The following is a 21,759-nucleotide window of genomic DNA, read 5'->3' as shown; positions in this document are numbered from 1 at the left end:
TCGTTCTTCGACTGAACATGTTGCCTGCATCTGTTCTGGTCAATTCTCACACAACCTGCTATAACTGAGGATAGTTTGGTTAGAATGGTTAAAACGGTTAGCTTTAGCTAACGGGAGAAGAGAATGCTGGCCCGAGAAATCGACATCAACAGAGATGGCCTCAGGATCAGGGAAGATGGGCTGCAGATGGTCATCAGTAAAAGGAAAATGAAGGCGCAGAAGCCTTTCTTTCAGCTGAAAGTTGATATAGACAACTCAACGTCTCTCGGCGTGGTCGAAGAGCACCTGAAAATCATGTTGCAAACTCTCCGCCAGGTTAGAGAAGCTGAAAACGATCATGGCGACATATGCCACATCGACGAAACACGTTTTGAAGCCATGTTTCATAGCCTGGAGCAACAGATCAATCCAGATGACACTGCCCGGATAATTCTTCCGCGGGATACGCAAAAGCCCGTCAACCACAGCGGGCTGGTTGATATCTCCAAGGTGGAGCGCGGGCGTGAGCATATCCTGGCGGCCAGTGAATGGCTCACGGCAGAGCAGATTTCCCATCTGGCAGGCTTTGCTACCGAGAACCCCTCGGCCCAGCCAAGCAAATGGAAAAGCCATAACCGCATATTTTCATTGAAGAAAGGGGCAACACAACTCTTTCCCCGTTATGCGCTGGATGATAACTATCGCCCTCTCCCCGTTATGGCAGTGTTACTCGCCAGCTTTAAAAACCTGAAACACGGCTGGGGGCTTGCCCAGTGGTTCGCGACGTCAAACGCCCTGCTGGCTGGCCGCCGTCCCATGGAGATGTTGCAATCATATCCGGCCAATGTGATTGCGGCGGCGGAATATGAAGCGAAAAGGATCGCCGATGGGGCAGAACAAAATTAAACAGAAGGGTGAGCCCAAAAAGGAAGAATTTGGTTCACCCATTTTTCTTGGCCGCAAGATTACTGCCCCTGGTAAGACTCTGCGGGTAAGAATCGAAGTCATCCCCAAAGGCACGGTGTTACATCGCTGCCATGATGCGCAGTACCCCGGTGACAGTTTTAATCCCGGCAGAATATTGCTTCCCCATGAGTATGGAGCCCGCTTCAGCCCTATCTGGGATGCGGCCTTGGATCTGATCCCCACCATGTACCTGGCCAGCAGTTGCGAAGCCGCAATCGCGGAATCGGTTTTTCACGATGTGGTCGCCACCGGCAAAACGGAATTTTTCGACTTACGCCCATTTACCAATATGCACTACATCCAGTTGCAACTAGAGCGGGATCTTAACGTCGTCAGTTGCCGAGCACAGGACTGCATCTATATGGGCATCGATCGTGACGAATTGATCGGCAGTTCCCAGCTCGAATACTCACAAACCCGAGCCTGGTCGCAGGCTATTTATCAACAGCATCATAACGTTGACGGAATGAAGTGGTACTCAAAAAGAGATGACGATCATTTCGCCTTGGTCCTGTTTGGCGGCCAACGGGTCATGGCTAGTGAACTCTCAATAGTCGAACCCTCAAGCCGTCTTCTCAGCCATAAAACCCTTGGCCAAATTATCCAAAAGACCGCCGAGCGTCTGGGCCTGATCCTGACCGAAGAGTAGACACTGGCTGGATATTCTCCTCTCTCTGATTTCCCTAAACGTGACAGTTATCGCCCCAAGCAACAAAAGTGCTCCCCTTCCGTAAGAATAATGATTATCATTCACAAATATAGTGAGCCGCATGCAATGACATGACCGGCCAGATTTTGCTTTCGATTCAATGTTGAGCCCGATTTAGCCGCCGAGCAGCAGCCCGGTGGTGACCTGTATTTTGATGAAATGGAGCTTTTATGAACGCTATGATGACCACCAGCCGTAAGTTTGGCGGACGTGCGGTTTACCCTCTGTTACTGCTCAGCAGCCTGATGTTTTCCACCTCTGTGCTGGCACAGACAGAAACGGAACTGCTGCGTAAGCCGGTAGGTAAAGGCGCTTACGAGATGGTGTACAGCCAGGGCGAGAATGCGCTGTATCTGGCAACTTCACAGAGCCGCAAGCTGGATAAGGGCGGCATCGTCTATCGCCTCGACCCACAAACGCTGGATATCACGCAGATCATTCATAACGATATCAAACCGTTCGGTGCCGCCATCAATACCAAGACCGACACTCTCTATTTTGGTAACACCACCAGTAACTCGCTGACCGCGATCGACGGCAAAACCGGCGAAGTGAAAGGCCGCCTGGTGCTGGATGCGCGTAAACGCTCTGATACCGTGAAACCATTAGCCCCACGTGAGCTGGTGGCAGACGCGACCACGGACACCGTCTATATCACCGGCCTGGGCGAATCCAGCGTGGTTTGGGTTGTGGATGGCAAGGATCTGACCCTGCGCACCACCATCACCGAAACCGGTAAATACGGTACCGGTCTGGCGCTGGATGCAGCGGCAAGCCGCCTGTATGTGACCAATGCCGATGGCGAGTTGGTGACTATCGATACCAAAACCAACAAGGTGCTGTCACGTAAGAAGCTGGATGAGTCTAAGGAACACTTCTTCCTGAATATCAGCCTGGATCCGGCAAACCATCGTGCGTTTATTACCGACTCCAAACAGCCACAGGTGCTGGTTGTTGATACCAACAACGGCAACATTCTGCAGAAGATCGACGTGCCGGAATCTCTGGCCGTGCTGTTTAATCCAGCGCGTAATGAAGTCTACGTCACTCATCGTAAAGAAGGCACCGTGAGCGTGATCGACGCCAAGAGCTACAAGCTGTTGGAAACCATCAAGACGCCAACGCATCCAAACAGCCTGGCACTGTCACCAGATGGTAAGACGCTGTATGTGAGCGTGAAACAGGCTTCAAGCCGTGAAAAAGAAGCGACCGATCCGGATGATGTGATCCGCATTGCGTTGAAATAACAGCGTTATTCTCCCTCACCCTAACCCTCTCCCCAAGGAGAGGGAATCGAACGTGCAACGGTTTACGCCAGCGTTTGAAAGCCACAGCGCTGGGGTGGGAAGAATAGTCTCAACCTGGCTTTTTACCCTTTGGCTCCCGCTTCTCTCCCGCTAATGTCAATCCACGTCAAAATCCGCAGACTCCCGAGACTACAGACATTTATTCATCGGCTCGCCAGCATATTGCTAAACGGACATATCATGCAGCACCCTTACGGTCGAACATGAGCGGTCCCTACTAACATTTGCATAACCGGGGAGCCTTCCTTCTCCCCGGTTGATTACCCCATCACCGTGCGATAAAGCAGTTCATCCAGCGATTGGTCGCTGCGGGCCGGGCTGTCGGGCAAGGCTTCCTGCCGGGCATCCGCCGTCAGTTCCTGAGCGATAAACGCGTGGATCCTTTCTCTACGCGGGCCGTAGTCTGCCTCACCTGCGCGCCGTTTCGCCGCCAGTAATTCATGGATTTCCTCCAACAACAGCGGATCCGCCACCGTGCCAGCCAACAGTTGGTCAAAACGCATCGGTGGCACGCCCTTGCCCGCTTCTATCCAGCGCACCGCCAGCAACGGGCGCAGCACGTAGAAGTATTTCTTCAGCCGTACCTGCTCCCCCTGCAAATAGCCACGGAAGTTTTTCCTGGCCATCGACAGGTAGTGCCAACGCGCCCGCTGCGCGGAGAACCACTCCGGCACCACATCACGTAACGCCGCGACGCTCTCAGGGGCTTCCTGATACACCACCGGTGAATCCAGCCACTCGATCAGCGTCGGGTTAGCCCGTTTCAGCAAGCCAAGCGCCTTGCGCCATTCCCAGCCACAGACATCCAGCTCATGATCGATTGGCAGCTCTATCACATCCCTCTGCGCTTCTACCCGCAGATACCATTCTGGTGGATGAACATACAAAAAGCGCACGTCGTAATCGCTGTCCGGCGAGGCAAAGCCCCAGCCGCGACTCCCAGACTCGCAGGCATAAAGCACCCGCACGTCGTAACGTTTTTCTACCTCACCCAACGCTTGCCGGACTCTTTCCCGCATGGCGCTGTCCACGCCGTTTAATTGCTGTTCCATCACGTTATCCTTTTACACACACCACCTGCCGCAGGGTATGGACGATTTCCACCAGTGAAGACTGTGCCGCCATCACCGCATCGATATCTTTATAAGCCATTGGGATCTCATCGATCACCTCGCTGTCCTTACGGCATTCCACATGTTCGGTGGCCCGGATCTGATCGGCCACGGTGAAGCGTTTTTTCGCCGCCGTACGGCTCATGGTGCGGCCAGCGCCATGGCTGCAAGAGCAGAAGCTCTCTTCGTTCCCCAATCCGCGCACGATGAAGCTTTTCGCCCCCATTGAACCGGGGATGATCCCCATCTGCCCTTTCTGCGCAGACACGGCACCTTTACGCGTCACCAACACCGGCTCACCAAAGTGCGTCTCACGTTGCACATAGTTATGGTGGCAGTTCACGGCCTCTTGCTGAGTGGTGAACGGTTTAGTCACGATACGCGACAGCGCTGCCAGCACGTGTTCCATCATCACTTCCCGGTTATGACGAGCAAAATCCTGCGCCCAACCCACGGCTTCCATATAGTCATCAAAATGCTGGCTGCCTTCCTCGAAATAGGCCAGATTACGATCCGGCAGGTTAGCGATATGCTGTTGCATATCCTGCTGCGCCAACGCAATAAACAATGAGCCGATGGCATTCCCCACGCCACGGGAACCGCTATGCAGCATCACCCACACCTGCTGCGTTTCATCCAGGCAAACCTCGATAAAGTGGTTACCCGTTCCCAACGTTCCCAAATGCTGATAGTTGTTGGTTTTCAGCAACTGCGGATATTTGTCGGTCAAACGCTTGAAGCGCGGCAGCAACGTGGCCCAATGCTGATCGACCGTTTGCGGTGGAGTTTCCCAGGCCCCTTTATCTCTTCTGGAACGGGTCGAGGTGCGGCCATGCGGTACCGCCTGTTCGATGGCGCTACGCAGCCCGGCCAGGCTATCCGGCAGGTCGGACGCCACCAGCGAAGTACGCACCGCAATCATGCCGCAACCAATATCCACGCCAACGGCCGCCGGAATAATTGCGCCACGGGTAGGGATCACGCTACCAATGGTGGAGCCTTTACCCAAATGCACATCCGGCATCACCGCCAGATGTTTAAAAATAAACGGCATTTTGGCCGTATTCAGCAACTGCTCACGCGCTTCTGGCTCTACGGGCACGCCCTGTGTCCACATTTTGATCGGTGCGCTGTTAACCGGTGCCATCAACTCATAATTATTCTTCATTCTTTAGTCATCCTTTTTCTTTTGACGTAGTGGATATAGCGAAAGGCGTGCCAACTCGGTCAAAAACACGCATTAAAATCACAATATATTGATATTTAACCAATAAATAATTAATCAAAGATAACTGGCGATGATGCCAACAAGTCGTTATTTTATCTTGCAGGATAGTAATTTATCGCAAGGGATAATATGAAGCGCAGAGTTGTGATCGGCGTGCTGGGCACCACGCTGGATAAACGTGGCAAACGGGAAAACCGCTGGAACAAGTGGCGGCCAACGGTGGGGCTGTGCCAGCAGCCAGACTTGCCGATCGATCGCCTGGAGCTGCTACATCAGCCACGCGATAAAGGTATGGCGCAGCAGGTGGCGGAAGATATCGTGGCAGTTTCGCCAGCCACTCAGGTGGTATTACAGGAAGTAGCACTCAAAGATCCCTGGGATTTGGAAGAGGTGTACAGCGCCTTTCTGGATTTCGCCAGCCGCTATCCGTTTGATACCGAGAACGAAGACTATCTGGTGCATATCACTACCGGCACCCACGTGGTTCAGATCTGCTGGTTCCTGCTGACCGAGGCACGCTACCTGCCTGCTCAACTGCTGCAAACCGCTCCCGGTGAAAAAGCCGATCGCCCGTCCCCGCAAGGGATCTACTCGGTAATCGATCTGGATCTCAGCCGCTATACCGCCCTCACCAGTCGATTCCTGCATGAGCAACAGCGCTCGGTGTCGTTCCTCAAAGCCGGTATTGAAACGCGCAACGCTACCTTTAACACGCTGATCGACCAGATTGAACGCGTGGCCCTGCGCTCCAATGCGCCCATGTTGCTCACCGGCCCCACCGGAGCCGGGAAGTCCTTTTTGGCCGAGCGTATCTACCAACTGCGGCACTCGCGCCATCTGGTGAAAGGCCGTTTTGTCGCAGTGAACTGTGCCACCCTGCGCGGCGATAACGCCATGTCGACCCTGTTCGGCCATGTGAAAGGGGCGTTCACCGGTGCGTTGCAGGCACGGGCTGGTCTACTGCGTGAAGCCGACGGCGGTGTGCTGTTCCTTGATGAGATCGCCGAGTTGGGATTAGACGAACAGGCGATGTTATTGAAAGCCATCGAGGAAAAAACCTTCTTCCCGTTTGGTGCCGATAAAGAAGCCAGCAGCGACTTTCAACTGATTGCCGGTACTCACCGCGATATGCGCGACTGGATAGCCCAAGGCCGTTTCCGTGAGGATTTATATGCCCGTATCAATATGTGGACCTTCCCACTGCCGGGCCTGGCTGAGCGCCGCGAAGATATCGAGCCGAACATCGATTACGAGTTACAGCGCTTTGCCCGCAGCAACCAGACGCAGGTCCGTTTCGATAAAGACGCCAGACAGCGTTACCTGGCTTTTGCCCGTTCCCCGCAGGCAGCTTGGCGCGGAAACTTCCGCGAACTGGGATCTTCCATCGCCCGCATGGCCACGTTGGCGGAGCAGGGGCGTATCAACCAGCCGTTAGTCGATGAGGAAATCGCCCGGCTAAAATCCCATTGGCAGGGATATAGCACTGCGCAATTACCTGTCGAGCTGGCCGATATCGATTTATTTGAGCAAAGCCAGTTGGAGACAGTGCTTAAAGTGTGCCGAACCTCCCCGTCACTTTCCGAAGCAGGTAGACAGCTGTTTGCCGTCTCGCGCCAGCAGAAAAAGCAGCCCAACGATGCCGACCGGTTGCGTAAGTACCTGGCGCGCTTTGGATTAAGCTGGGACGAGCTGCGAAATAGCGGTTGAAAGAGTGCCGCATGCAGCGCCTGTTTAACTATTTCAGCCCCAGATACGCCTTTGCCACCGCCATATCATTGAAGGTGATATCAACCGCAATAGGCGGTTGCCCTTTGCGATAGAGGAAAGCTCCCCAACCGCCCTCATCTTCCGAGTCCGGCTGTGGTTTTTGGCTATCGAAGATCATCCGTTGGTCTTTACCCAACGTAAAGATCAGATAGCGTTTGTCGGTGCTCACCACCTTCACATGTAGCGCTTCAAAACTTTGGGTGATCTCGCTGGCATAATAAGACCAGTCGTCCATGGCGGTAGAGTAATCCATCGCCTGTTCCGAGTTTTCATCGGCAAACGTTTTAAGCTCAGGCTGGATCAGCACCAGCTCCGTTTGCTGCATTGCAAACGCATCCTGTGCGAGCGTTGGGTCATAGGGGCTATAAAGCGTAACCGGGGCAGCAAATGCCATGGCGCTACTTACCGCCAGCACCAGGGCCGAAAGGATACCGAAATTCCGTTTTCTCACGTTCACTCCTGAATGTTCCATCAACCCTCATCGAAACAGAGAGATTATCCCAATATTTGATAGTCGCCCAGTTTTGCCTATAGTAGCAGTCGTACATCGCGATTAAATTGGAATTTTCATGACCCAGCAGCATGTCGTTTTACTTGATGAACAAGGTCAACCCACCGGCGTGATGGAAAAATATGCGGCCCACCAGCGACAAACGCCCCTGCATCTGGCTTTCTCCTCCTGGATCTTCAACCCGCAGGGCGAGTTGCTGATCACCCGCCGAGCGCTGAGCAAAAAAGCCTGGCCCGGCGTTTGGACTAACTCGGTCTGTGGCCATCCGCAGTGGCAGGAGAGCACCGAACACGCCATCGAGCAACGCTGTTTGTATGAAGTGGGCCTGAGCGTGGAACAGATCACCGCCATCGACCCCGATTTCCGCTACTGCGAGACAGACGCCTCCGGCATTATGGAAAACGAAATCTGCCCGGTTTACGCGGCATTGGCTAAGGATGCTGTTGCAGCCAGAGCAGATGAAGTGATGGACTTCCACTGGGTTGATTTACGCGCTTTGCTCTCTGCGGTAACGGTAACCCCCTGGGCCTTCAGCCCTTGGATGGGTCAGCAGTTGGCGAATGCCAAAACGGAGCAAAACCTGATCGCCTTCGCCACTCGCACTTCCGCCTAAACCACTCACCCCGCCATTCCAACCGTTCACCAGCGTATAAAACCGCTGGCTGAAATTCAGATGTCTTTCCCTATCCAGCCTGGCAATGATGAGCTGTTCCTAAACCTGACCCTTACCAGGGGAAGACGCTACAGCTAAATGTCCGACATCTAAGAATCGGATTTATCACTCAATTTTTGCAGATAGGATAAGGATACCTCATGAAACGCGAGGGGATTTTAAAACACCTCCCATGGATGCTGCTGGGGATACTCGGGGCTTCCTGCCTGGGTGTCATCGCATTGCGCCGTGGTGAAAGCATTAGTGCACTGTGGATCATCGTTGCTTCGGTAGCGGTCTACCTGGTGGCTTATCGTTACTACAGCCTCTACATCGCCACCAAGGTGATGCAGTTGGATCCCACCCGCGCCACACCGGCGGTGGTGAACAATGACGGTCTTAACTACGTCCCGACTAATAAAAACGTGCTGTTCGGCCACCACTTTGCGGCGATCGCCGGTGCGGGCCCGCTGGTTGGCCCAGTGCTGGCGGCACAGGTCGGTTATCTGCCCGGTACGCTGTGGCTGCTAGGCGGCGTGGTGTTGGCAGGGGCGGTACAGGACTTTATGGTGCTGTTTATCTCCTCACGCCGTAACGGCGCCTCATTGGGCGAGATCATCAAAAAGGAAATGGGTCCAATCCCTGGCACCATCGCGCTGTTTGGCTGCTTCCTGATCATGATCATCATCCTGGCGGTGCTGGCGCTGATCGTGGTGAAAGCCTTGGCCGAAAGCCCATGGGGCGTGTTCACCGTCTGCTCCACCGTGCCAATCGCGCTGTTTATGGGCGTGTATATGCGCTTCCTGCGCCCTGGCAAGGTGGGTGAAGTGTCGATCATCGGTATCGTGCTGTTGATCGCCTCCATCTGGTTCGGCGGAGTGATTGCCCACGACCCATACTGGGGCCCGGCGCTGACCTTTAAAGACACCACCATCACCTATACGCTGATTGGTTATGCCTTCGTTTCTGCCCTGCTGCCGGTATGGCTGATCCTGGCTCCTCGTGACTATCTGGCCACCTTCCTGAAAATCGGCGTGATCGTCGGGCTGGCGATCGGTATCGTGATCCTCAACCCAGAGCTGAAAATGCCTGCGGTTACGCAGTTTGTTGACGGTACCGGTCCGGTCTGGAAAGGCACCCTGTTCCCGTTCCTGTTTATTACCATTGCCTGTGGTGCCGTTTCTGGCTTCCACGCGCTGATCGCTTCAGGTACCACACCGAAACTGCTGGCCAATGAAATGGACTCTCGCTTTATCGGTTATGGTGCCATGCTGATGGAATCCTTCGTTGCCATCATGGCGCTGGTTGCGGCTTCTATCATCGAGCCTGGCCTGTATTTCGCCATGAACACCCCACCGGCGGCTCTGGGCATCACCATGCCAGACCTGCACCGTCTGGGTACCGAAGATGCGCCGATGATCATGGCCTCACTGCGTGATGTTTCCGCGCATGCTGCCGCAACCGTCAGCTCCTGGGGCTTTGTGATTACCCCAGAGCAGATCCTGCAAACGGCCAAAGACATCGGCGAACCTTCGGTACTGAACCGTGCCGGTGGCGCGCCAACTCTGGCTGTCGGTATCGCTCACGTGTTCCATCAGGTCATCCCTGGCGCGAACATGGGCTTCTGGTATCACTTCGGTATTCTGTTCGAAGCGCTGTTCATCCTGACCGCTCTGGATGCAGGTACCCGTTCTGGTCGCTTTATGCTGCAAGACCTGTTGGGTAACTTCGTGCCGTTCCTGAAGAAAACCGATTCGCTGGTGGCCGGTATTGCCGGTACCGCAGGCTGCGTTGGCTTGTGGGGTTACCTGCTGTATCAAGGCGTGGTCGATCCGTTGGGCGGCGTCAAGAGCCTGTGGCCGCTGTTCGGTATCTCCAACCAGATGCTGGCTGCCGTAGCGCTGGTCCTGGCCACCGTGGTATTGATCAAGATGAAGCGCACCAAGTACATCTGGGTAACCGTGATCCCAGCCGTTTGGCTGCTGATCTGCACCACCTACGCGATTTGCCTGAAGCTGTTCAGCGACAATCCGCAGCTGGAAGGCTTCTTCTACCAGGCCAGCCTGTACAGAGACAAAATCGCCGAGGGCGGTGCTGAACTGACCGCACAGCAGGTTGCCAACATGAACCATATCGTGGTGAACAACTACACCAACGCCGGTTTGAGCATCCTGTTCCTGCTGGTGGTGTATAGCATCATCTTCTTCGGTATTAAAACCGCCATGGCGGCGCACAAAAACCCGAAACGTACCGATCAGGAAACGCCATACGTGCCGGTTCCTGAGGGTGGCGTCAAAGTTTCGTCGCACCACTGATGGTGATTTGATGGATACCCTGCATAATGATAATACGTTATGTAGGGTATTTTTCTTTGGAGTAAACCCATGTTCGGAAACCTCGGCCAGGCGGGTAAATATCTCGGGCAGGCAGCACGCATGTTAGTGGGCGTGCCTGACTACGATACCTACGTCCAGCATATGAAAGACAACCATCCGGACAAGCCGGTGATGACCTATAAAGAATTTTTCCGCGAACGCCAGGATGCCCGCTACGGTGGCGATGGCAAAGGCGGTATGCGCTGTTGCTAGTTAAGTAAGTACAAGGACCAGGCATGAAACCCATTGCAGTCACCATCCTGACGGGCTTTTTGGGCGCGGGCAAAACCACCCTGCTGCGCCACATTCTGAATGAAAACCACGGTTACAAGATTGCCGTCATCGAGAATGAATTCGGTGAGGTGCCGATCGATAACGCGCTGATTGGTGACCGCGCCAGCCGCATCACTACCCTCAGCAACGGTTGTATCTGTTGCAGTAAATCCAACGAGTTGGCAGACGCGCTGCTGGATCTGTTGGACGGCGTCGAGCAGGGGCAACTGGAATTCGACCGGCTGATTATTGAATGCACCGGCATGGCCGATCCCGGCCCGATCACCCAGACCTTCTTCTCGCACGACGTCATCGGCCAACGCTTCCTGCTGGACGGCATTATCACGCTGGTGGATGCGGTACATGCCGATCAACAGTTGAACCAGTTCACTATCTCGCAGGCCCAGGTGGGCTATGCCGACCGTATTCTGCTGACCAAAACCGATGTGGTACCGGATAACGAAGCGCTGATCCAACGTTTACAGCTGATGAACGCCCGCGCGCCGGTCTATAAGGTGACGCACGGTGATGTCGATCTCGGCGTGCTGTTTGATATCGAAGGCTTTGTGCTTAACGATAAGCTCAACCTGGCAACCCCCGTTTTCCGCCGCATTCCGCAAGCGCAAAATAATATCCAGTCAATCGTGGTGTATCACGACCAGCCGCTGGAGCTGATGCAGATTTCCGAGGTGATGGAAGGCTTATTATTGAAGTTCGCCGATAACCTGCTGCGCTACAAGGGGATTTTGTCGATCAAAGACGAACCGCGCCGCCTGCTGTTTCAGGGTGTGCAACGGCTGTATAACGCCGACTGGGACCGTGAATGGCTGCCAGAAGAAGAGTGCAAAAGCACGATGGTGTTTATCGGCATCGATTTGCCGGAAGACGAAATCCGCGCGAGGTTTGCAGCGCTGGGTTGAACGTTGGGGGCGATGTTGGTTGTTAAAGCTGCCAAGTCGCCTTGCTTCCATAGAGCTATTACATAGATACAATGAAACCACTGCCAATCTATTGTAGATAAGTAATAAAATCGAGTAAGGATAGAGCAGAGACTTTACGCTAGCCCTCATAATCTGCAAGTCTCTGCCGCATTTTGCGATCACAATTCCAACCAATGGAACAACTTCTTGTAAATCCATCCAGTCTGTTTTTTGCGCGGATCTATTGCGGTATTGTCTCCCCAATGAAAGCGCCCTGTCATTTTCTTCAAGGCAATAAAAAGGTATATACTTAGTTAGTACCTTGATGAGGATTTATCTATGAGTAAACAGGCCGTTTTTACCATGAAGCTTGAAGCCGAACTACGCGATACTTTTATGGCTGCCGCCGAGGCGGAGCATCGCCCAGCATCACAAGTTGTTCGTGAGCTTATGCGACAATATATTGAACGCCATGAGTATCGCCATTTTTTGGAAGAAAAAGTCAATGCAGCCCGTCAATCTATAGCGAACGGGGAGAGTGTTGAACATGAAGATGCCAAGGCTATTTTTGCAGCGCGAAGGGCAAAAGTTAAGGGTAACTAGTGAGAGTTCATTGGACGAAACAGGCGCTTGATGACAGCCAACAGATATGGGATTACCTTGTCGAAAAAAATCCCGATGCAGCCATCAAGATGGACGAACTGTTTGAAGCCACAGCCGAACGCCTCGCAGCATTTCCTTTCATGGGGCATGAAGGGGAAGTTGTTGGAACACGTGAAGTTTTTCCACATCAAAATTATCGCTTAGTGTACGAAATTCAGTCAAATACAGTTTGGATAGTCGCTTTGGTTCATACATCTCTGCTTTGGCCTAGAACAACTCCATAGGTGTTAGAAAACACAGGCGATAAGCTAAAAATAGTGACTGGGCGAACCAATAAACAACCAAAAGGAATTCAGCATGATCGCCAGGCTTCAACGCGCTAACTCTCTCCGTGATACAACATTGGCCAGCCATGCTTTATCGCGCTTATTGCTCTGCCTATGCCTGGCGTTCGGGGCCAACACGGCGGTGCAAGCCGCTTCTTTCGATTGTGAGAAAGCCACCAGTGATATCGAACATAGCATCTGCAATAGCCCAGACCTTAGCAGTCTCGACAGCCAACTGACCGAAAATTACCGGTTAGCAATGGCAAGCCTACCAGGGGATCAGGCCGACGCGTTACGCACCGAGCAACGTAGCTGGTTGAAGCAGCGGGATGCCTGCAACGCTCAAGAAAGCTGCCTGAGCGATTTATTTAGCCAACGCGCCGCCCAGTTGCAGAACACCGCCAAGCAGGCCGCTTCGGCGCTAGATAACATCATCGCCAGCATTCCGGCAGACCCGGTTACGGCGGCACAGCAGTTGCAGCTTTATCGCGGCCCGCTGGCCTCCGCCTGGCTGATTTACCTGCATCAGTTTGCGCCCACCAGCAAGGTCACGGATGCCGAGGTAGAAACCAGGCATCAAAGCGCGATCAAGGCGATGAACGATGACACATTCTCCCAGTCAGTGTTACGTGATATCGAGAACGATCCCAAGACCGGCCATGATGTCGCTGTTTTAACGCTCTTACGCATGACCATTGAGCGAGCCGGCTACGAAAACGCCGATGGCCGCCCCTATGCGCACTGTTTTATCTTCAAGCAGCAGGGCGCAGCGGCTTATGAAGCCTTTGGGGCGTTATATGGATCATCTCGTGATTCACAGGCTCCCATTTGCTCGCCGCAGGGCGATCTGTTTGAACGACCGGCCTGGCAGCAACTTACCAAGTCAATAGAACCGATGATTGGCAAGGCCAGTGAGAATTCCGGTACCATCCGCTTTGCCAGCTATGCCGATTGGGCCATGTTCCGCCTGCGCGCCACCGTCTCCCCCGAGGATTTCCTCAAGCCAAGTCAGAACACGCCAGCCACGGGCGATCCTGCACAGATAATCCGCAGTTGGTCAGATGATAAGGTTTGGCCGAAAGAACAACGCGAGCAACTGCTTGTCGCCATTGAACCGGCGCGTCTGGCGACCATGGGCTGGTTGCAAACCGAGAAACATTTCTCGGCCAGCGATGCGGCTAAAGCTGCCGATGCGATAGTGAACACCTGGCTCAGTGACAGAATGGACTTTATCGGCGAGATGAGCGGGCCGGAGGACTGACTGATAAATGCGGTGAGGGGGATCTCACCGCACGCAATTTTGCCCAGGCTTAAAACGCATCCTGCTGCAAGTAGCTCCAAGCATACTGCGCATACAGCTCCGCGCCGGTCGCCATCACGTCTTCGTCGATATTGAAGCAGCCGTGGTGGTGCGCCCAGTCGGTGCCTTTCTCCGGGTTGCCGCAGCCCAACAGGGCAAAGCAGCCGGGGATATTTTCAATAAAGAAGCTGAAATCCTCACCGCCGGTCGTCGGTTTCTCGGCAAACAACACCTCGTCGCCGAAGGCCGAGCGCACTACCGATTGTGCCAGCAACGCGCTGCGTTCCTCGTTGATCACCGGCAAGGTGCCGTAAGTGTATTCCACCTGTGCGGTCGCGCCATAAATGGCCGCGGTATGCTCTGCGTAACGTTCAATCGCCGCCTTGATACGCTCACGTGCCTCGACGTTAAAGCAGCGCACCGTGCCGTCCAGCACCGCATTTTCAGCAATCACGTTAAACCGGGTGCCGACTTCCATTTTGCCGATGGTCACGACTGCCGACTCTAACGGCGAAGTTTCACGGGAAACGATCGCCTGCACGTTCATCACGAAGGCCGAAGCAACGACCGCTGCATCCACACAGGCTTCTGGCATTGAGCCGTGGCCGCCGCGCCCTTTGAACTTCACCTTCAGCAAATCCGCAGAAGCAAAAGTAGAGCCGACATTACAAGACACCTTGCCCGATGGGCTGGTGGTCCAGATATGCATACCAAATGCGTTATCCACGCCCTCGATCGCGCCCTGCTTCACCATTTCACGCGCGCCTTGAGCAATCTCTTCGGCAGGTTGGAAAATCAGCCGCACGTTGCCACGCAGGCTTTCACGGTTTTCATACAAGGCTTTCGCCGCCGTCAGTAGCATGGCGGTGTGGGCATCGTGCCCACAGGCGTGCATTTTCCCGTCGGTTTGCGATTTATAACTTAATGAGTCGTTGAGTTCCTGTACCGGCAACGCATCCATATCTGCGCGTAGGGCCACGGTCTTGCCAGGCTGCCCACCGGTAATCTCGGCAATCACGCCCGTTGGCGTCGTCAGACGATAAGGAATACCAATCTCCTCCAGCGCTTGCGCCACCTTCTGGGTGGTACGCACCTCTTCCCAAGGCAGTTCCGGATGAGCATGCAGATCGCGACGGAACGCAATCATCGCCTCCACGTGGGCTTTAATGGATTGCGCGATAGCTTGATTAGTCATAACTGCTTGCCTCTGTGATCTCTTTTACCGTTTGAAAAATAACGTCGATGCCTTTCTGAATTTGCTCATAGTCGGTCCACTCGTCGGGGTGGTGGCTCAGGCCGTCCTTGCTGGGAACAAACACCAGCCCCACGTCGGTGATACCGGCAAAAATCATCGCATCATGTCCGGCTCCGCTGACCATAGTCCGGTGGCTCAGGCCCAGCGCTTCACTGTGTTTTTGCAGCTGGCTGTGGATACCGCTGTGCAGACGCGTCGGCTCTACCAGCAACGGTTGTTCAATCTGGCAGGCGATCCCCGCCCCGGCCTGCTGTTGGATACAGGCTTTGGTTTGCTCAACCACCTGTTGCAGCTTATCCAAGCGCTTAGAACGGATATCGACGGTGAAAATCACCTTGCTCGGTATCACGTTCGCCCCGTTAGGGAACACCTGAATTTTCCCCGTGGTGGCGACCGTTTCATCACCGGCCTCGCGGGCAAAATCGCCAACGCGAGAGATCACCTGGCTGGCAGCCACTAGCGCATCATGGCGGCGATCCATCGGCGTGGTGCCCGCATGCCCGGCCTTACCGGTGATGGTGACAACCAACTGAGTGATACCGACGATCACGTCTACCAGACCAACGTCTAACCCTTCCTGTTCCAGCACCGGCCCTTGCTCAATATGCAGCTCGATAAACGCCTTGAGGGTTTGCGGCTCCCGCACCACGCTGGCCACCCGATCCGCATCAAAACCGACTTGCGCCATGCACTGTGCCGCCGATTGCCCCTGGCTATCGCGCAGACGATGCAGCTCTTCAGCATCCACCTTACCTGCAATCGCACAGGAAGCCAGCAGGCCACGGCCAAAGCTGGCCCCTTCCTCTTCCACCAGCGCCACCACTTCTAGCGGGTAACGCGGCAATAACCGATGTTCTTGGAACAGCTTGGCCACTTCCAACCCCATCACCACTCCGGCAGGGCCGTCGAAAGCGCCACCGTTGGGCACAGAATCAAAGTGGGAGCCGATCATCACGCTCGGCAATGCCGGGTCCTGCGCCTGGCTCTTACCAAAGATATTGCCGATGGCGTCCTCACGTACGCTGAGGCCCGCTGCCTCCATCTGCGCCTTGATATAAGCCCGCGCCTGTTGGCCTTGTGGGCTGTAACTCATACGCGTCGTGCCTTCGCCCGGCGTAGCCGTAAACTCGGCCAGTTGTTCCAGATGCTGCTGAATACGCAGCTGATTTGCATAGCTCATGACTTATCCTGCGATTGGGGTGATGTAACCGACCATAACGCCTGCCAGCACCACGGAAACCATCGTCACGGAAATAAATCCGCCGACCAGCATCGGTGCCAACATGTGGTGCGTCAGGATCTCACGCTCTTTTTCGTCTTTGGTCAGCGCCGTTATCGCTTCGTTGGTGATGATGTAATCCGCCGGGAAGCCATACATCGCCGTCAGGGAGATCGCGAAAGCCATCTCCATGCTGACGCCAAGGAATTTACCCACGATCCACGAGACGACAAACATGCCCACCACCGCCACGCCGATCAGCACAAGCATCGGGAATACCAGCCGCAGCAGCATTTCCGGGGTTGCTCTGTTCAGGGTGTCAAAGATAAACAGCATCAGCCCCATCACCGCAAACCCGAAGCCGTTGGCCTTCTGCAACGGTTGTTTTTCCAGGAAACCGATCGTGGCGGCCACTACGCCAAACAGCAAACACAGCACGAACGGGCTGATGGTGACCACCGGGGCCAGCAGGTCTGATACCAGATAAGCCAGGTAGCCTACCAGCGCCAGACGCAGAAACTTGAAGTAGCTGGTATTGTAATGAGCCGGGATCAGGCCAAACATACGCGGCATTTTTTCTTCCGCGCTGACCGTGGTTGGCATTTTATCGGCTGGCAGTAGTGCGGCAGATTCGTGCCATTCGCCATTGCGATATTTTTGCAGCACGCGTTTGCCTTCCCGCTGCAGCATGATGGCGGTTAACGGATAACCGGCAAACCCCTGCATTACGTAGATCAGGATAGCGAATACCGAGAGATCAACCAGGCCCGCGCTGGCAGCCCCCTTAGACATGATCAACGCCGAAACGATGCCGCCAACCAATGGGGGAATGGTCACGATGGCGGTGTTCATATCAAACATCAGCATGCAGGTCGCAAACACGGCGGCGATAATGCCAGCAATCCCCGACAGCGAGATCACAATGGTTTTCCATTGCCGCATCAGCTCAGGTACCGAGAGCAGCGTCCCCATGTTAGTGATCAGCAGATACATCAGCATCACCGCTACCGCCGGTGTGATACCGGCCAGGCTGACGATATCCTTCGGGAAAAACGTCCAGTAGCCGAACAGGAACAACACCGCGCAGACAAATACAGAAGGGATCCAGGCTTTAGTACGCACGGATACCGCATCTCCCAGGTATAAAATCACCATTACAATCAAAAGCGCTAACATCTGTGACATAGAATATTTCCGTTCTTATATTTTTTAGAAGTCCGTTTAGGATAGTCAAATCCACTAAGTTACAATAATAATTCAGTTAACAACTCTACCTTGCTGGGCGGAAATGACCGATTTTCAGAAGAAAACCTCAAGAAATGGGGCATTCTCACCAATTCCGATACTAAACAGCTATGGCAGGGGAATAAAGGAAAAAATCAGAAATAAATCTGCTGAGTGATTTTAATTTCTGCCATAGAGGATCCCCAGGCCGCTCTCTCCACCCCATTGGCAAACTACAGCAATCCAATGAGGTGTCTCAATGCTTAACGGTTGCTTATAAATAACTGACCGTCAATAAATTGGGGTGAATCAGCAACGGCTGAATCTGCTGGTTCAGCCTGGCTAAATGTTTTATAACCCTATTTAGTGACCTTGAGTGGCAAACATTTTGAAAAGGACCTTGAGTTTGAAATATGCATCGGTACCGTTAAATCAAAACCAAAATGGTTGGTTAAAACCCGATCTGCGCCCCACCGTTTACCCAACGCTGATCGGCGATACCGAGGCCGACTGGGTGGTCGTGGGCTGCGGCTTTGCCGGGATTTCCTTCGCCAGACGGCTGGCCAATCAAGATCCTAAATTGAAGATCCTCATCGTTGATTCGGCCTGCGCGGCTGAGAGTTCTTCGGCTAGAAATTCAGGGTTTATTATCGGATTACCCCATAATATTGGCAGCTCGACGGCAGAGTTGAAAAAAGCCCAGTCGTATCGCTCTTTATTACAAGAAGGGATCAATCAATTAACCCAGCAAATTGAGCAACAGGGGATCGAATGCGAATGGGAGAATGCCGGAAAATATCACTGCCAGGTTGATGCGACTAATCAGCGGGTGCTCAAAGAATATACCGATAATCTCGATACCATGAACGAACCCTATCAAATAATGGATAAGGAGGCGCTGTATCGAAAATTGGGTACTCGTTTTTACAATAAGGGCATCTATACCCCAAGCTCGATCCTGGTTAATCCTGCCAGCCTGATCGTCGGCCTGGCAAATAATCTGCCGGACAACGTGACGATGTATAACCATACCCCGGTGATGGCGATCCAGCACGGTAGCGTGACGCAGGTGGTTACCCCCTTTGGCACGATTAAAACAGCCAACGTGATGTTAGCCACCAACGCCCTCTCCAGGGAACTGGCTCCGGTTACCAGCCAGCAGGCGGCAATGGCTACTTTCGCCAGCATCACCGCACCATTAACCGCAGAGCAACGCCAAAAGCTGCCAACCATGAACAGTTGGGGGCTGACACCGGTCAACGCGATCGCTGGAGCAACGGTGCGCTATACCCAGGATCATCGTTTCCTGATCCGCCAACATGTGACGCCAGCCTTGAACGGCCGGATCACCGCTGCACAGACCTATCAAGCGACCCTGTTGCATCAGCAGATTTTCAACAAGATATACCCGCAGCTGAGGGATGTGCCGCTGACAAGTACCTGGTCTGGCACCATCAGCGTCACCCGTAATGGCGCGCCGGTTTGGGGCGAGTTGAAGAAAGGCATTTATACCGCCGGGGGCTGTAACGGCGCAGGCGTGTCCAAGCAAACCATTGCCGGGACGTTATTGGCGGACTATGCGCTAGGGATCGACCATCCGCTGATTGGCGCGATGCAGGAACTCGGTAAGGCAAACTACCTGCCGCCTTCGCCAGTGCTGGATATTGCGATTGGCGTTTCTTTGATGAAAGAGCGCTACCTGGGGCGCAAGGAAGTCTAGCTTTGGTGGTGAACTGGGGTGGGGATCCTATCCCTGCCCCTGCTCGAAACACTGCTCCCCAAGACGCTGATACTTGTTGAACCCGATAATAAACTTGCGATTCTGCCCACGCAGATCGGCACCACGATAGCTTTCCCCCGGCAACAGATTGAACACCTTGGCGGTGTCATCCTGCCCGTCGCAGCCCTGATGGATCATCACGCGGAAATAGGTATTGCCGGTGTTTTTCAACACCCCGGCCAGCGGATCATAGTGATAAGTGAAACGCATCTTGCGCGGGCGAATTACCATGATGGTATCTAGCGCCATGGTCGGGGATACCAGCGGTGTCTTGTCTCCCCCCTGCATCTCCATCAAGTTGGCCGGGATCTCCTGGATCACTATGCGATAATAGCGCTCGCGCTCGTCCGCCGGGCCGCGATAGAAGATCTTGAAATATTCCCACGCTCCCGGCTCCAGTATTTTGCGCAGTGGGGTATAGAGCAGTTCGCCCTGTTCTAGGGGCTGAGGTTGTTCATCAACCCCCGGTTTGGCAATCCGATAGGCAGCGATCACATACAGATTGGTCTCTTTGGTGTTGTTAACAAACTGGCGCGAGAAGAAGGTGCGATCGCTCTCCAGAGTAAATACTCCGGACGAGAGGTAAATCGCCTGCGCCGGAAACGCCAACATCAGCCCCGCTAGCCACCACCCTAGTCTTATCGTCATTTTCGATCCTATTGGATATCAGGGCCGGTCCAGACCGCTCTGACCCTTACCTCACCGGTGGCGCTGACAATCCCCATCCAATCCCGCCCATCCAGGGTCCACATTGAATTACCCTCATTCATCGGGAAGCTGAGAGACAACTCGGTGCGATAAAAGCTGCCATCGTTTTGTGAAGGAACCGGCCAGGCGGTTCTTACCCAACGAGCCGCATTCAGGCTGATAGGTGCATCATCACAGCTGGCACGCGTGCGGACAACTTGCCCGACGTTGTCGGTATAAGCCAGATAGGCCGAGAACGGCACCCTAAGCTTACCGTCGGTAGAGGAAAAGACGCAGTACGGGCGCCCATTGACCTGCCCTGCCGGACCGTAAACCTGCGCGGTAATGCTATCAGCCTGTCTTGGGCCAGAGGTAGTCACAATATAGTCGAACACGATCGGCGGTTCTGTGCTGCCGACTTTGCCTTCACGCTTGGGATTAAGCACCAGGTCTTTGGAGATAATGCTAATCCCATAATCGCGCGGGATCAGCAAGATAGTGTTCGAAGGCGAGAATTCGTAATATCCGGACTGCGGTGCCACCGTACTGGTAAACAGGAAAGTGAAGAAATCCTGGCTGTGGCTCAGATCAACACCCCGATCGATCAGGTTCTTCAGGAAGGTCTGCGATAAAAAGACATAAATACCGCCGCTACCGGCTTTGATCAAATTCGCCGCGTTGGTCGTGGCGCTGTAGTTCACCCAACCACTGGCACCATCGGCACTCAGGCGAATGGTATTTGCCGCAGGCGTAAACCCAAGCGCAGCAGTGTTGAGCTTCATGTTCATGCGCATCGGCGAAAGGGTACTCCCCTGCATCTGATAAGACACCAGCTTACAGATCGCGCCACTCAGTGAGCCAATGTAGCCCACAGAGCAGAACTGAGAACCCGTTCCCATCACCGGATTGCCATTGCTGTCGATAAAAATTTCCTGCAGTGCGTTGGTAGATTCCAACTGCAAATTACCCGCTTTGGTGATGGTGAACTCATGGCTGGTCTGTGAACCGCCTACGCTGACGCAGCTTTGCCCTGCTGCAGGGTTGTAGTCCGTGCGGGTAGAGCAGAAACGGTATTTATAAATTTCCGTCGAGCCTACCGACACATTTTTAAAATACTCATAAGCCGAATCAGAGAAAATACCACGCCCATAACGCGCTTCACCGCTGCTGGTGTTAACCGCCACGTGATAAACGCCATTATCACCAATATAGCCCGGCAGATAACCGTTCGAGGGGCAACCGCTACCATTATTCATACAGCGGTTACCGATAAATGGCCGAGCGATGGGAGAATCCTCCAGCCAGATATCGGCGAACGAATTGGTCTGGATCAGCCCGGTATAGCCCATATAGCCCAAACTGCGTTGGTCGCCTGACGCATATTTGGTAAACGCGTTGGCCCCGCTGAAACGGGGATCGGTGCTCTGTGGCGTGATGAAGTACTCTCCATCCACCTGATTTTCGATAAAGAAATAACTGTTGCTCACGTTGGCCGCCTGGCTAGAGAAGGCAGCCAGCATCAGTACCCCAACCAACTGGCAAATATTACGCAGTTTCATGTCACAC

At 54.0% G+C, this 21,759-nt stretch carries 20 protein-coding genes; 12 read left to right on the top strand and 8 right to left on the bottom strand.

What is annotated here, in order from left to right:
• Positions 1 to 123: 123 nt before the first annotated feature.
• The 3 genes from KGP26_RS03325 to KGP26_RS03315 all read left to right on the top strand — a co-directional run bounded on the left by KGP26_RS03325 (position 124) and on the right by KGP26_RS03315 (position 2,901).
• Complete coding sequence (locus KGP26_RS03325; protein WP_051363780.1) at positions 124 to 885, top strand: hypothetical protein; 762 nt, start codon at positions 124 to 126, stop codon at positions 883 to 885.
• Positions 866 to 1,594, top strand: a complete 729-nt coding sequence (locus tag KGP26_RS03320) for an RES family NAD+ phosphorylase (RefSeq protein WP_223665012.1) — start codon at positions 866 to 868, stop codon at positions 1,592 to 1,594. Before KGP26_RS03325 ends, KGP26_RS03320 begins: the two co-directional genes overlap by 20 nt.
• 305 nt (positions 1,595 to 1,899) lie before the next feature.
• Positions 1,900 to 2,901 carry a PQQ-binding-like beta-propeller repeat protein gene (locus KGP26_RS03315; RefSeq protein WP_371822171.1) on the top strand — a complete coding sequence of 334 codons (1,002 nt, stop codon included), beginning with the start codon at positions 1,900 to 1,902 and terminating at the stop codon, positions 2,899 to 2,901.
• Positions 2,902 to 3,221: 320 nt separating this feature from the next.
• Here the strand turns inward: KGP26_RS03315 and KGP26_RS03310 are convergent, their stop codons facing one another.
• Together KGP26_RS03310 and KGP26_RS03305 are read right to left on the bottom strand one after the other, a co-directional pair.
• A complete protein-coding gene (locus KGP26_RS03310; protein ID WP_223665011.1) occupies positions 3,222 to 4,013 on the bottom strand; it encodes a nucleotidyltransferase domain-containing protein in 792 nt (263 codons plus the stop codon).
• A 4-nt stretch (positions 4,014 to 4,017) separates the two neighbouring features.
• A complete protein-coding gene (locus KGP26_RS03305) occupies positions 4,018 to 5,241 on the bottom strand; it encodes an RtcB family protein (RefSeq protein WP_179248431.1) in 1,224 nt (407 codons plus the stop codon).
• A gap of 189 nt (positions 5,242 to 5,430) precedes the next feature.
• Here KGP26_RS03305 and rtcR point away from each other — a divergent pair, with 189 nt between their 5' ends.
• Entirely contained in the window at positions 5,431 to 7,008 is a 1,578-nt protein-coding gene (rtcR, locus tag KGP26_RS03300) for an RNA repair transcriptional activator RtcR (RefSeq protein ID WP_223498853.1), read from the top strand.
• A 28-nt stretch (positions 7,009 to 7,036) separates the two neighbouring features.
• On the opposite strand, the gene KGP26_RS03295 is transcribed toward rtcR, so the two are convergent.
• Positions 7,037 to 7,519 carry a hypothetical protein gene (locus tag KGP26_RS03295; protein ID WP_037376596.1) on the bottom strand — a complete coding sequence of 161 codons (483 nt, stop codon included), beginning with the start codon at positions 7,517 to 7,519 and terminating at the stop codon, positions 7,037 to 7,039.
• A gap of 118 nt (positions 7,520 to 7,637) precedes the next feature.
• On the opposite strand from KGP26_RS03295, the gene idi reads away from it, so the two are divergent.
• From idi to KGP26_RS03260, 7 genes are all read left to right on the top strand, one after another.
• Positions 7,638 to 8,192 carry an isopentenyl-diphosphate Delta-isomerase gene (gene idi, locus KGP26_RS03290; protein WP_223665010.1) on the top strand — a complete coding sequence of 185 codons (555 nt, stop codon included), beginning with the start codon at positions 7,638 to 7,640 and terminating at the stop codon, positions 8,190 to 8,192.
• Positions 8,193 to 8,392: 200 nt separating this feature from the next.
• Complete coding sequence (locus KGP26_RS03285) at positions 8,393 to 10,546, top strand: carbon starvation CstA family protein (RefSeq protein WP_021807874.1); 2,154 nt, start codon at positions 8,393 to 8,395, stop codon at positions 10,544 to 10,546.
• Positions 10,547 to 10,615: 69 nt separating this feature from the next.
• On the top strand, positions 10,616 to 10,819 hold the full coding sequence (locus KGP26_RS03280) for a YbdD/YjiX family protein (protein ID WP_021179159.1): 204 nt from the start codon (positions 10,616 to 10,618) through the stop codon (positions 10,817 to 10,819).
• 23 nt (positions 10,820 to 10,842) lie between these two features.
• Positions 10,843 to 11,799: a GTPase gene (gene yjiA / locus KGP26_RS03275; RefSeq protein ID WP_223665009.1), complete on the top strand. Its 957-nt coding sequence runs from the start codon at positions 10,843 to 10,845 to the stop codon at positions 11,797 to 11,799.
• A gap of 339 nt (positions 11,800 to 12,138) precedes the next feature.
• Complete coding sequence (locus KGP26_RS03270) at positions 12,139 to 12,402, top strand: CopG family ribbon-helix-helix protein (RefSeq protein WP_021179157.1); 264 nt, start codon at positions 12,139 to 12,141, stop codon at positions 12,400 to 12,402.
• Complete coding sequence (locus KGP26_RS03265; protein WP_039995465.1) at positions 12,402 to 12,686, top strand: type II toxin-antitoxin system mRNA interferase toxin, RelE/StbE family; 285 nt, start codon at positions 12,402 to 12,404, stop codon at positions 12,684 to 12,686. The genes KGP26_RS03270 and KGP26_RS03265 overlap by 1 nt, the downstream gene beginning before the upstream one ends.
• Positions 12,687 to 12,759: 73 nt before the next feature.
• Positions 12,760 to 13,989: a lysozyme inhibitor LprI family protein gene (locus KGP26_RS03260; protein ID WP_223665008.1), complete on the top strand. Its 1,230-nt coding sequence runs from the start codon at positions 12,760 to 12,762 to the stop codon at positions 13,987 to 13,989.
• Positions 13,990 to 14,038: 49 nt separating this feature from the next.
• Here the strand turns inward: KGP26_RS03260 and KGP26_RS03255 are convergent, their stop codons facing one another.
• Genes KGP26_RS03255 through KGP26_RS03245 form a run of 3 tightly spaced genes read right to left on the bottom strand, consistent with a single transcriptional unit; the run spans position 14,039 to position 17,687 of the window.
• Entirely contained in the window at positions 14,039 to 15,223 is a 1,185-nt protein-coding gene (locus tag KGP26_RS03255) for a M20 family metallopeptidase (protein WP_021807871.1), read from the bottom strand.
• Entirely contained in the window at positions 15,216 to 16,463 is a 1,248-nt protein-coding gene (locus tag KGP26_RS03250) for a Zn-dependent hydrolase (RefSeq protein WP_059199610.1), read from the bottom strand. Before KGP26_RS03250 ends, KGP26_RS03255 begins: the two co-directional genes overlap by 8 nt.
• A 3-nt stretch (positions 16,464 to 16,466) precedes the next feature.
• Positions 16,467 to 17,687 (bottom strand): hypothetical protein, encoded by a 1,221-nt coding sequence (locus KGP26_RS03245; RefSeq protein WP_209524032.1) that lies wholly within the window; start codon positions 17,685 to 17,687, stop codon positions 16,467 to 16,469.
• Between the two features lie 445 nt (positions 17,688 to 18,132).
• On the opposite strand from KGP26_RS03245, the gene KGP26_RS03240 reads away from it, so the two are divergent.
• Positions 18,133 to 19,446 carry an FAD-binding oxidoreductase gene (locus KGP26_RS03240; RefSeq protein WP_059199609.1) on the top strand — a complete coding sequence of 438 codons (1,314 nt, stop codon included), beginning with the start codon at positions 18,133 to 18,135 and terminating at the stop codon, positions 19,444 to 19,446.
• A gap of 27 nt (positions 19,447 to 19,473) precedes the next feature.
• On the opposite strand, the gene KGP26_RS03235 is transcribed toward KGP26_RS03240, so the two are convergent.
• Positions 19,474 to 20,154 carry a hypothetical protein gene (locus KGP26_RS03235; RefSeq protein ID WP_021807866.1) on the bottom strand — a complete coding sequence of 227 codons (681 nt, stop codon included), beginning with the start codon at positions 20,152 to 20,154 and terminating at the stop codon, positions 19,474 to 19,476.
• Between the two features lie 8 nt (positions 20,155 to 20,162).
• Complete coding sequence (locus KGP26_RS03230) at positions 20,163 to 21,752, bottom strand: hypothetical protein (protein ID WP_021807865.1); 1,590 nt, start codon at positions 21,750 to 21,752, stop codon at positions 20,163 to 20,165.
• Positions 21,753 to 21,759 lie beyond the last annotated feature (7 nt).

This window comes from Serratia sp. JSRIV002, from assembly GCF_019968725.1.
Lineage (GTDB): Bacteria > Pseudomonadota > Gammaproteobacteria > Enterobacterales > Enterobacteriaceae > Chania > Chania fonticola_B.
Note: the sequence above shows the minus strand (reverse complement) of the source record. Positions and strands in the feature narration are given on the sequence as shown.

Coding starts and splice junctions, on each gene's coding strand:
- KGP26_RS03230 (WP_021807865.1), bottom strand. CDS start 21,752: ATGAAACTGCGTAATATTTGCCAGTTGGTTGGGGTACTGATGCTGGCT.
- yjiA (WP_223665009.1), top strand. CDS start 10,843: ATGAAACCCATTGCAGTCACCATCCTGACGGGCTTTTTGGGCGCGGGC.
- KGP26_RS03305 (WP_179248431.1), bottom strand. CDS start 5,241: ATGAAGAATAATTATGAGTTGATGGCACCGGTTAACAGCGCACCGATC.
- KGP26_RS03270 (WP_021179157.1), top strand. CDS start 12,139: ATGAGTAAACAGGCCGTTTTTACCATGAAGCTTGAAGCCGAACTACGC.
- KGP26_RS03315 (WP_371822171.1), top strand. CDS start 1,900: ATGTTTTCCACCTCTGTGCTGGCACAGACAGAAACGGAACTGCTGCGT.
- rtcR (WP_223498853.1), top strand. CDS start 5,431: ATGAAGCGCAGAGTTGTGATCGGCGTGCTGGGCACCACGCTGGATAAA.
- KGP26_RS03235 (WP_021807866.1), bottom strand. CDS start 20,154: ATGACGATAAGACTAGGGTGGTGGCTAGCGGGGCTGATGTTGGCGTTT.
- KGP26_RS03280 (WP_021179159.1), top strand. CDS start 10,616: ATGTTCGGAAACCTCGGCCAGGCGGGTAAATATCTCGGGCAGGCAGCA.
- KGP26_RS03250 (WP_059199610.1), bottom strand. CDS start 16,463: ATGAGCTATGCAAATCAGCTGCGTATTCAGCAGCATCTGGAACAACTG.
- KGP26_RS03255 (WP_021807871.1), bottom strand. CDS start 15,223: ATGACTAATCAAGCTATCGCGCAATCCATTAAAGCCCACGTGGAGGCG.
- idi (WP_223665010.1), top strand. CDS start 7,638: ATGACCCAGCAGCATGTCGTTTTACTTGATGAACAAGGTCAACCCACC.
- KGP26_RS03285 (WP_021807874.1), top strand. CDS start 8,393: ATGAAACGCGAGGGGATTTTAAAACACCTCCCATGGATGCTGCTGGGG.
- KGP26_RS03245 (WP_209524032.1), bottom strand. CDS start 17,687: ATGTCACAGATGTTAGCGCTTTTGATTGTAATGGTGATTTTATACCTG.
- KGP26_RS03320 (WP_223665012.1), top strand. CDS start 866: ATGGGGCAGAACAAAATTAAACAGAAGGGTGAGCCCAAAAAGGAAGAA.
- KGP26_RS03310 (WP_223665011.1), bottom strand. CDS start 4,013: ATGGAACAGCAATTAAACGGCGTGGACAGCGCCATGCGGGAAAGAGTC.
- KGP26_RS03325 (WP_051363780.1), top strand. CDS start 124: ATGCTGGCCCGAGAAATCGACATCAACAGAGATGGCCTCAGGATCAGG.
- KGP26_RS03260 (WP_223665008.1), top strand. CDS start 12,760: ATGATCGCCAGGCTTCAACGCGCTAACTCTCTCCGTGATACAACATTG.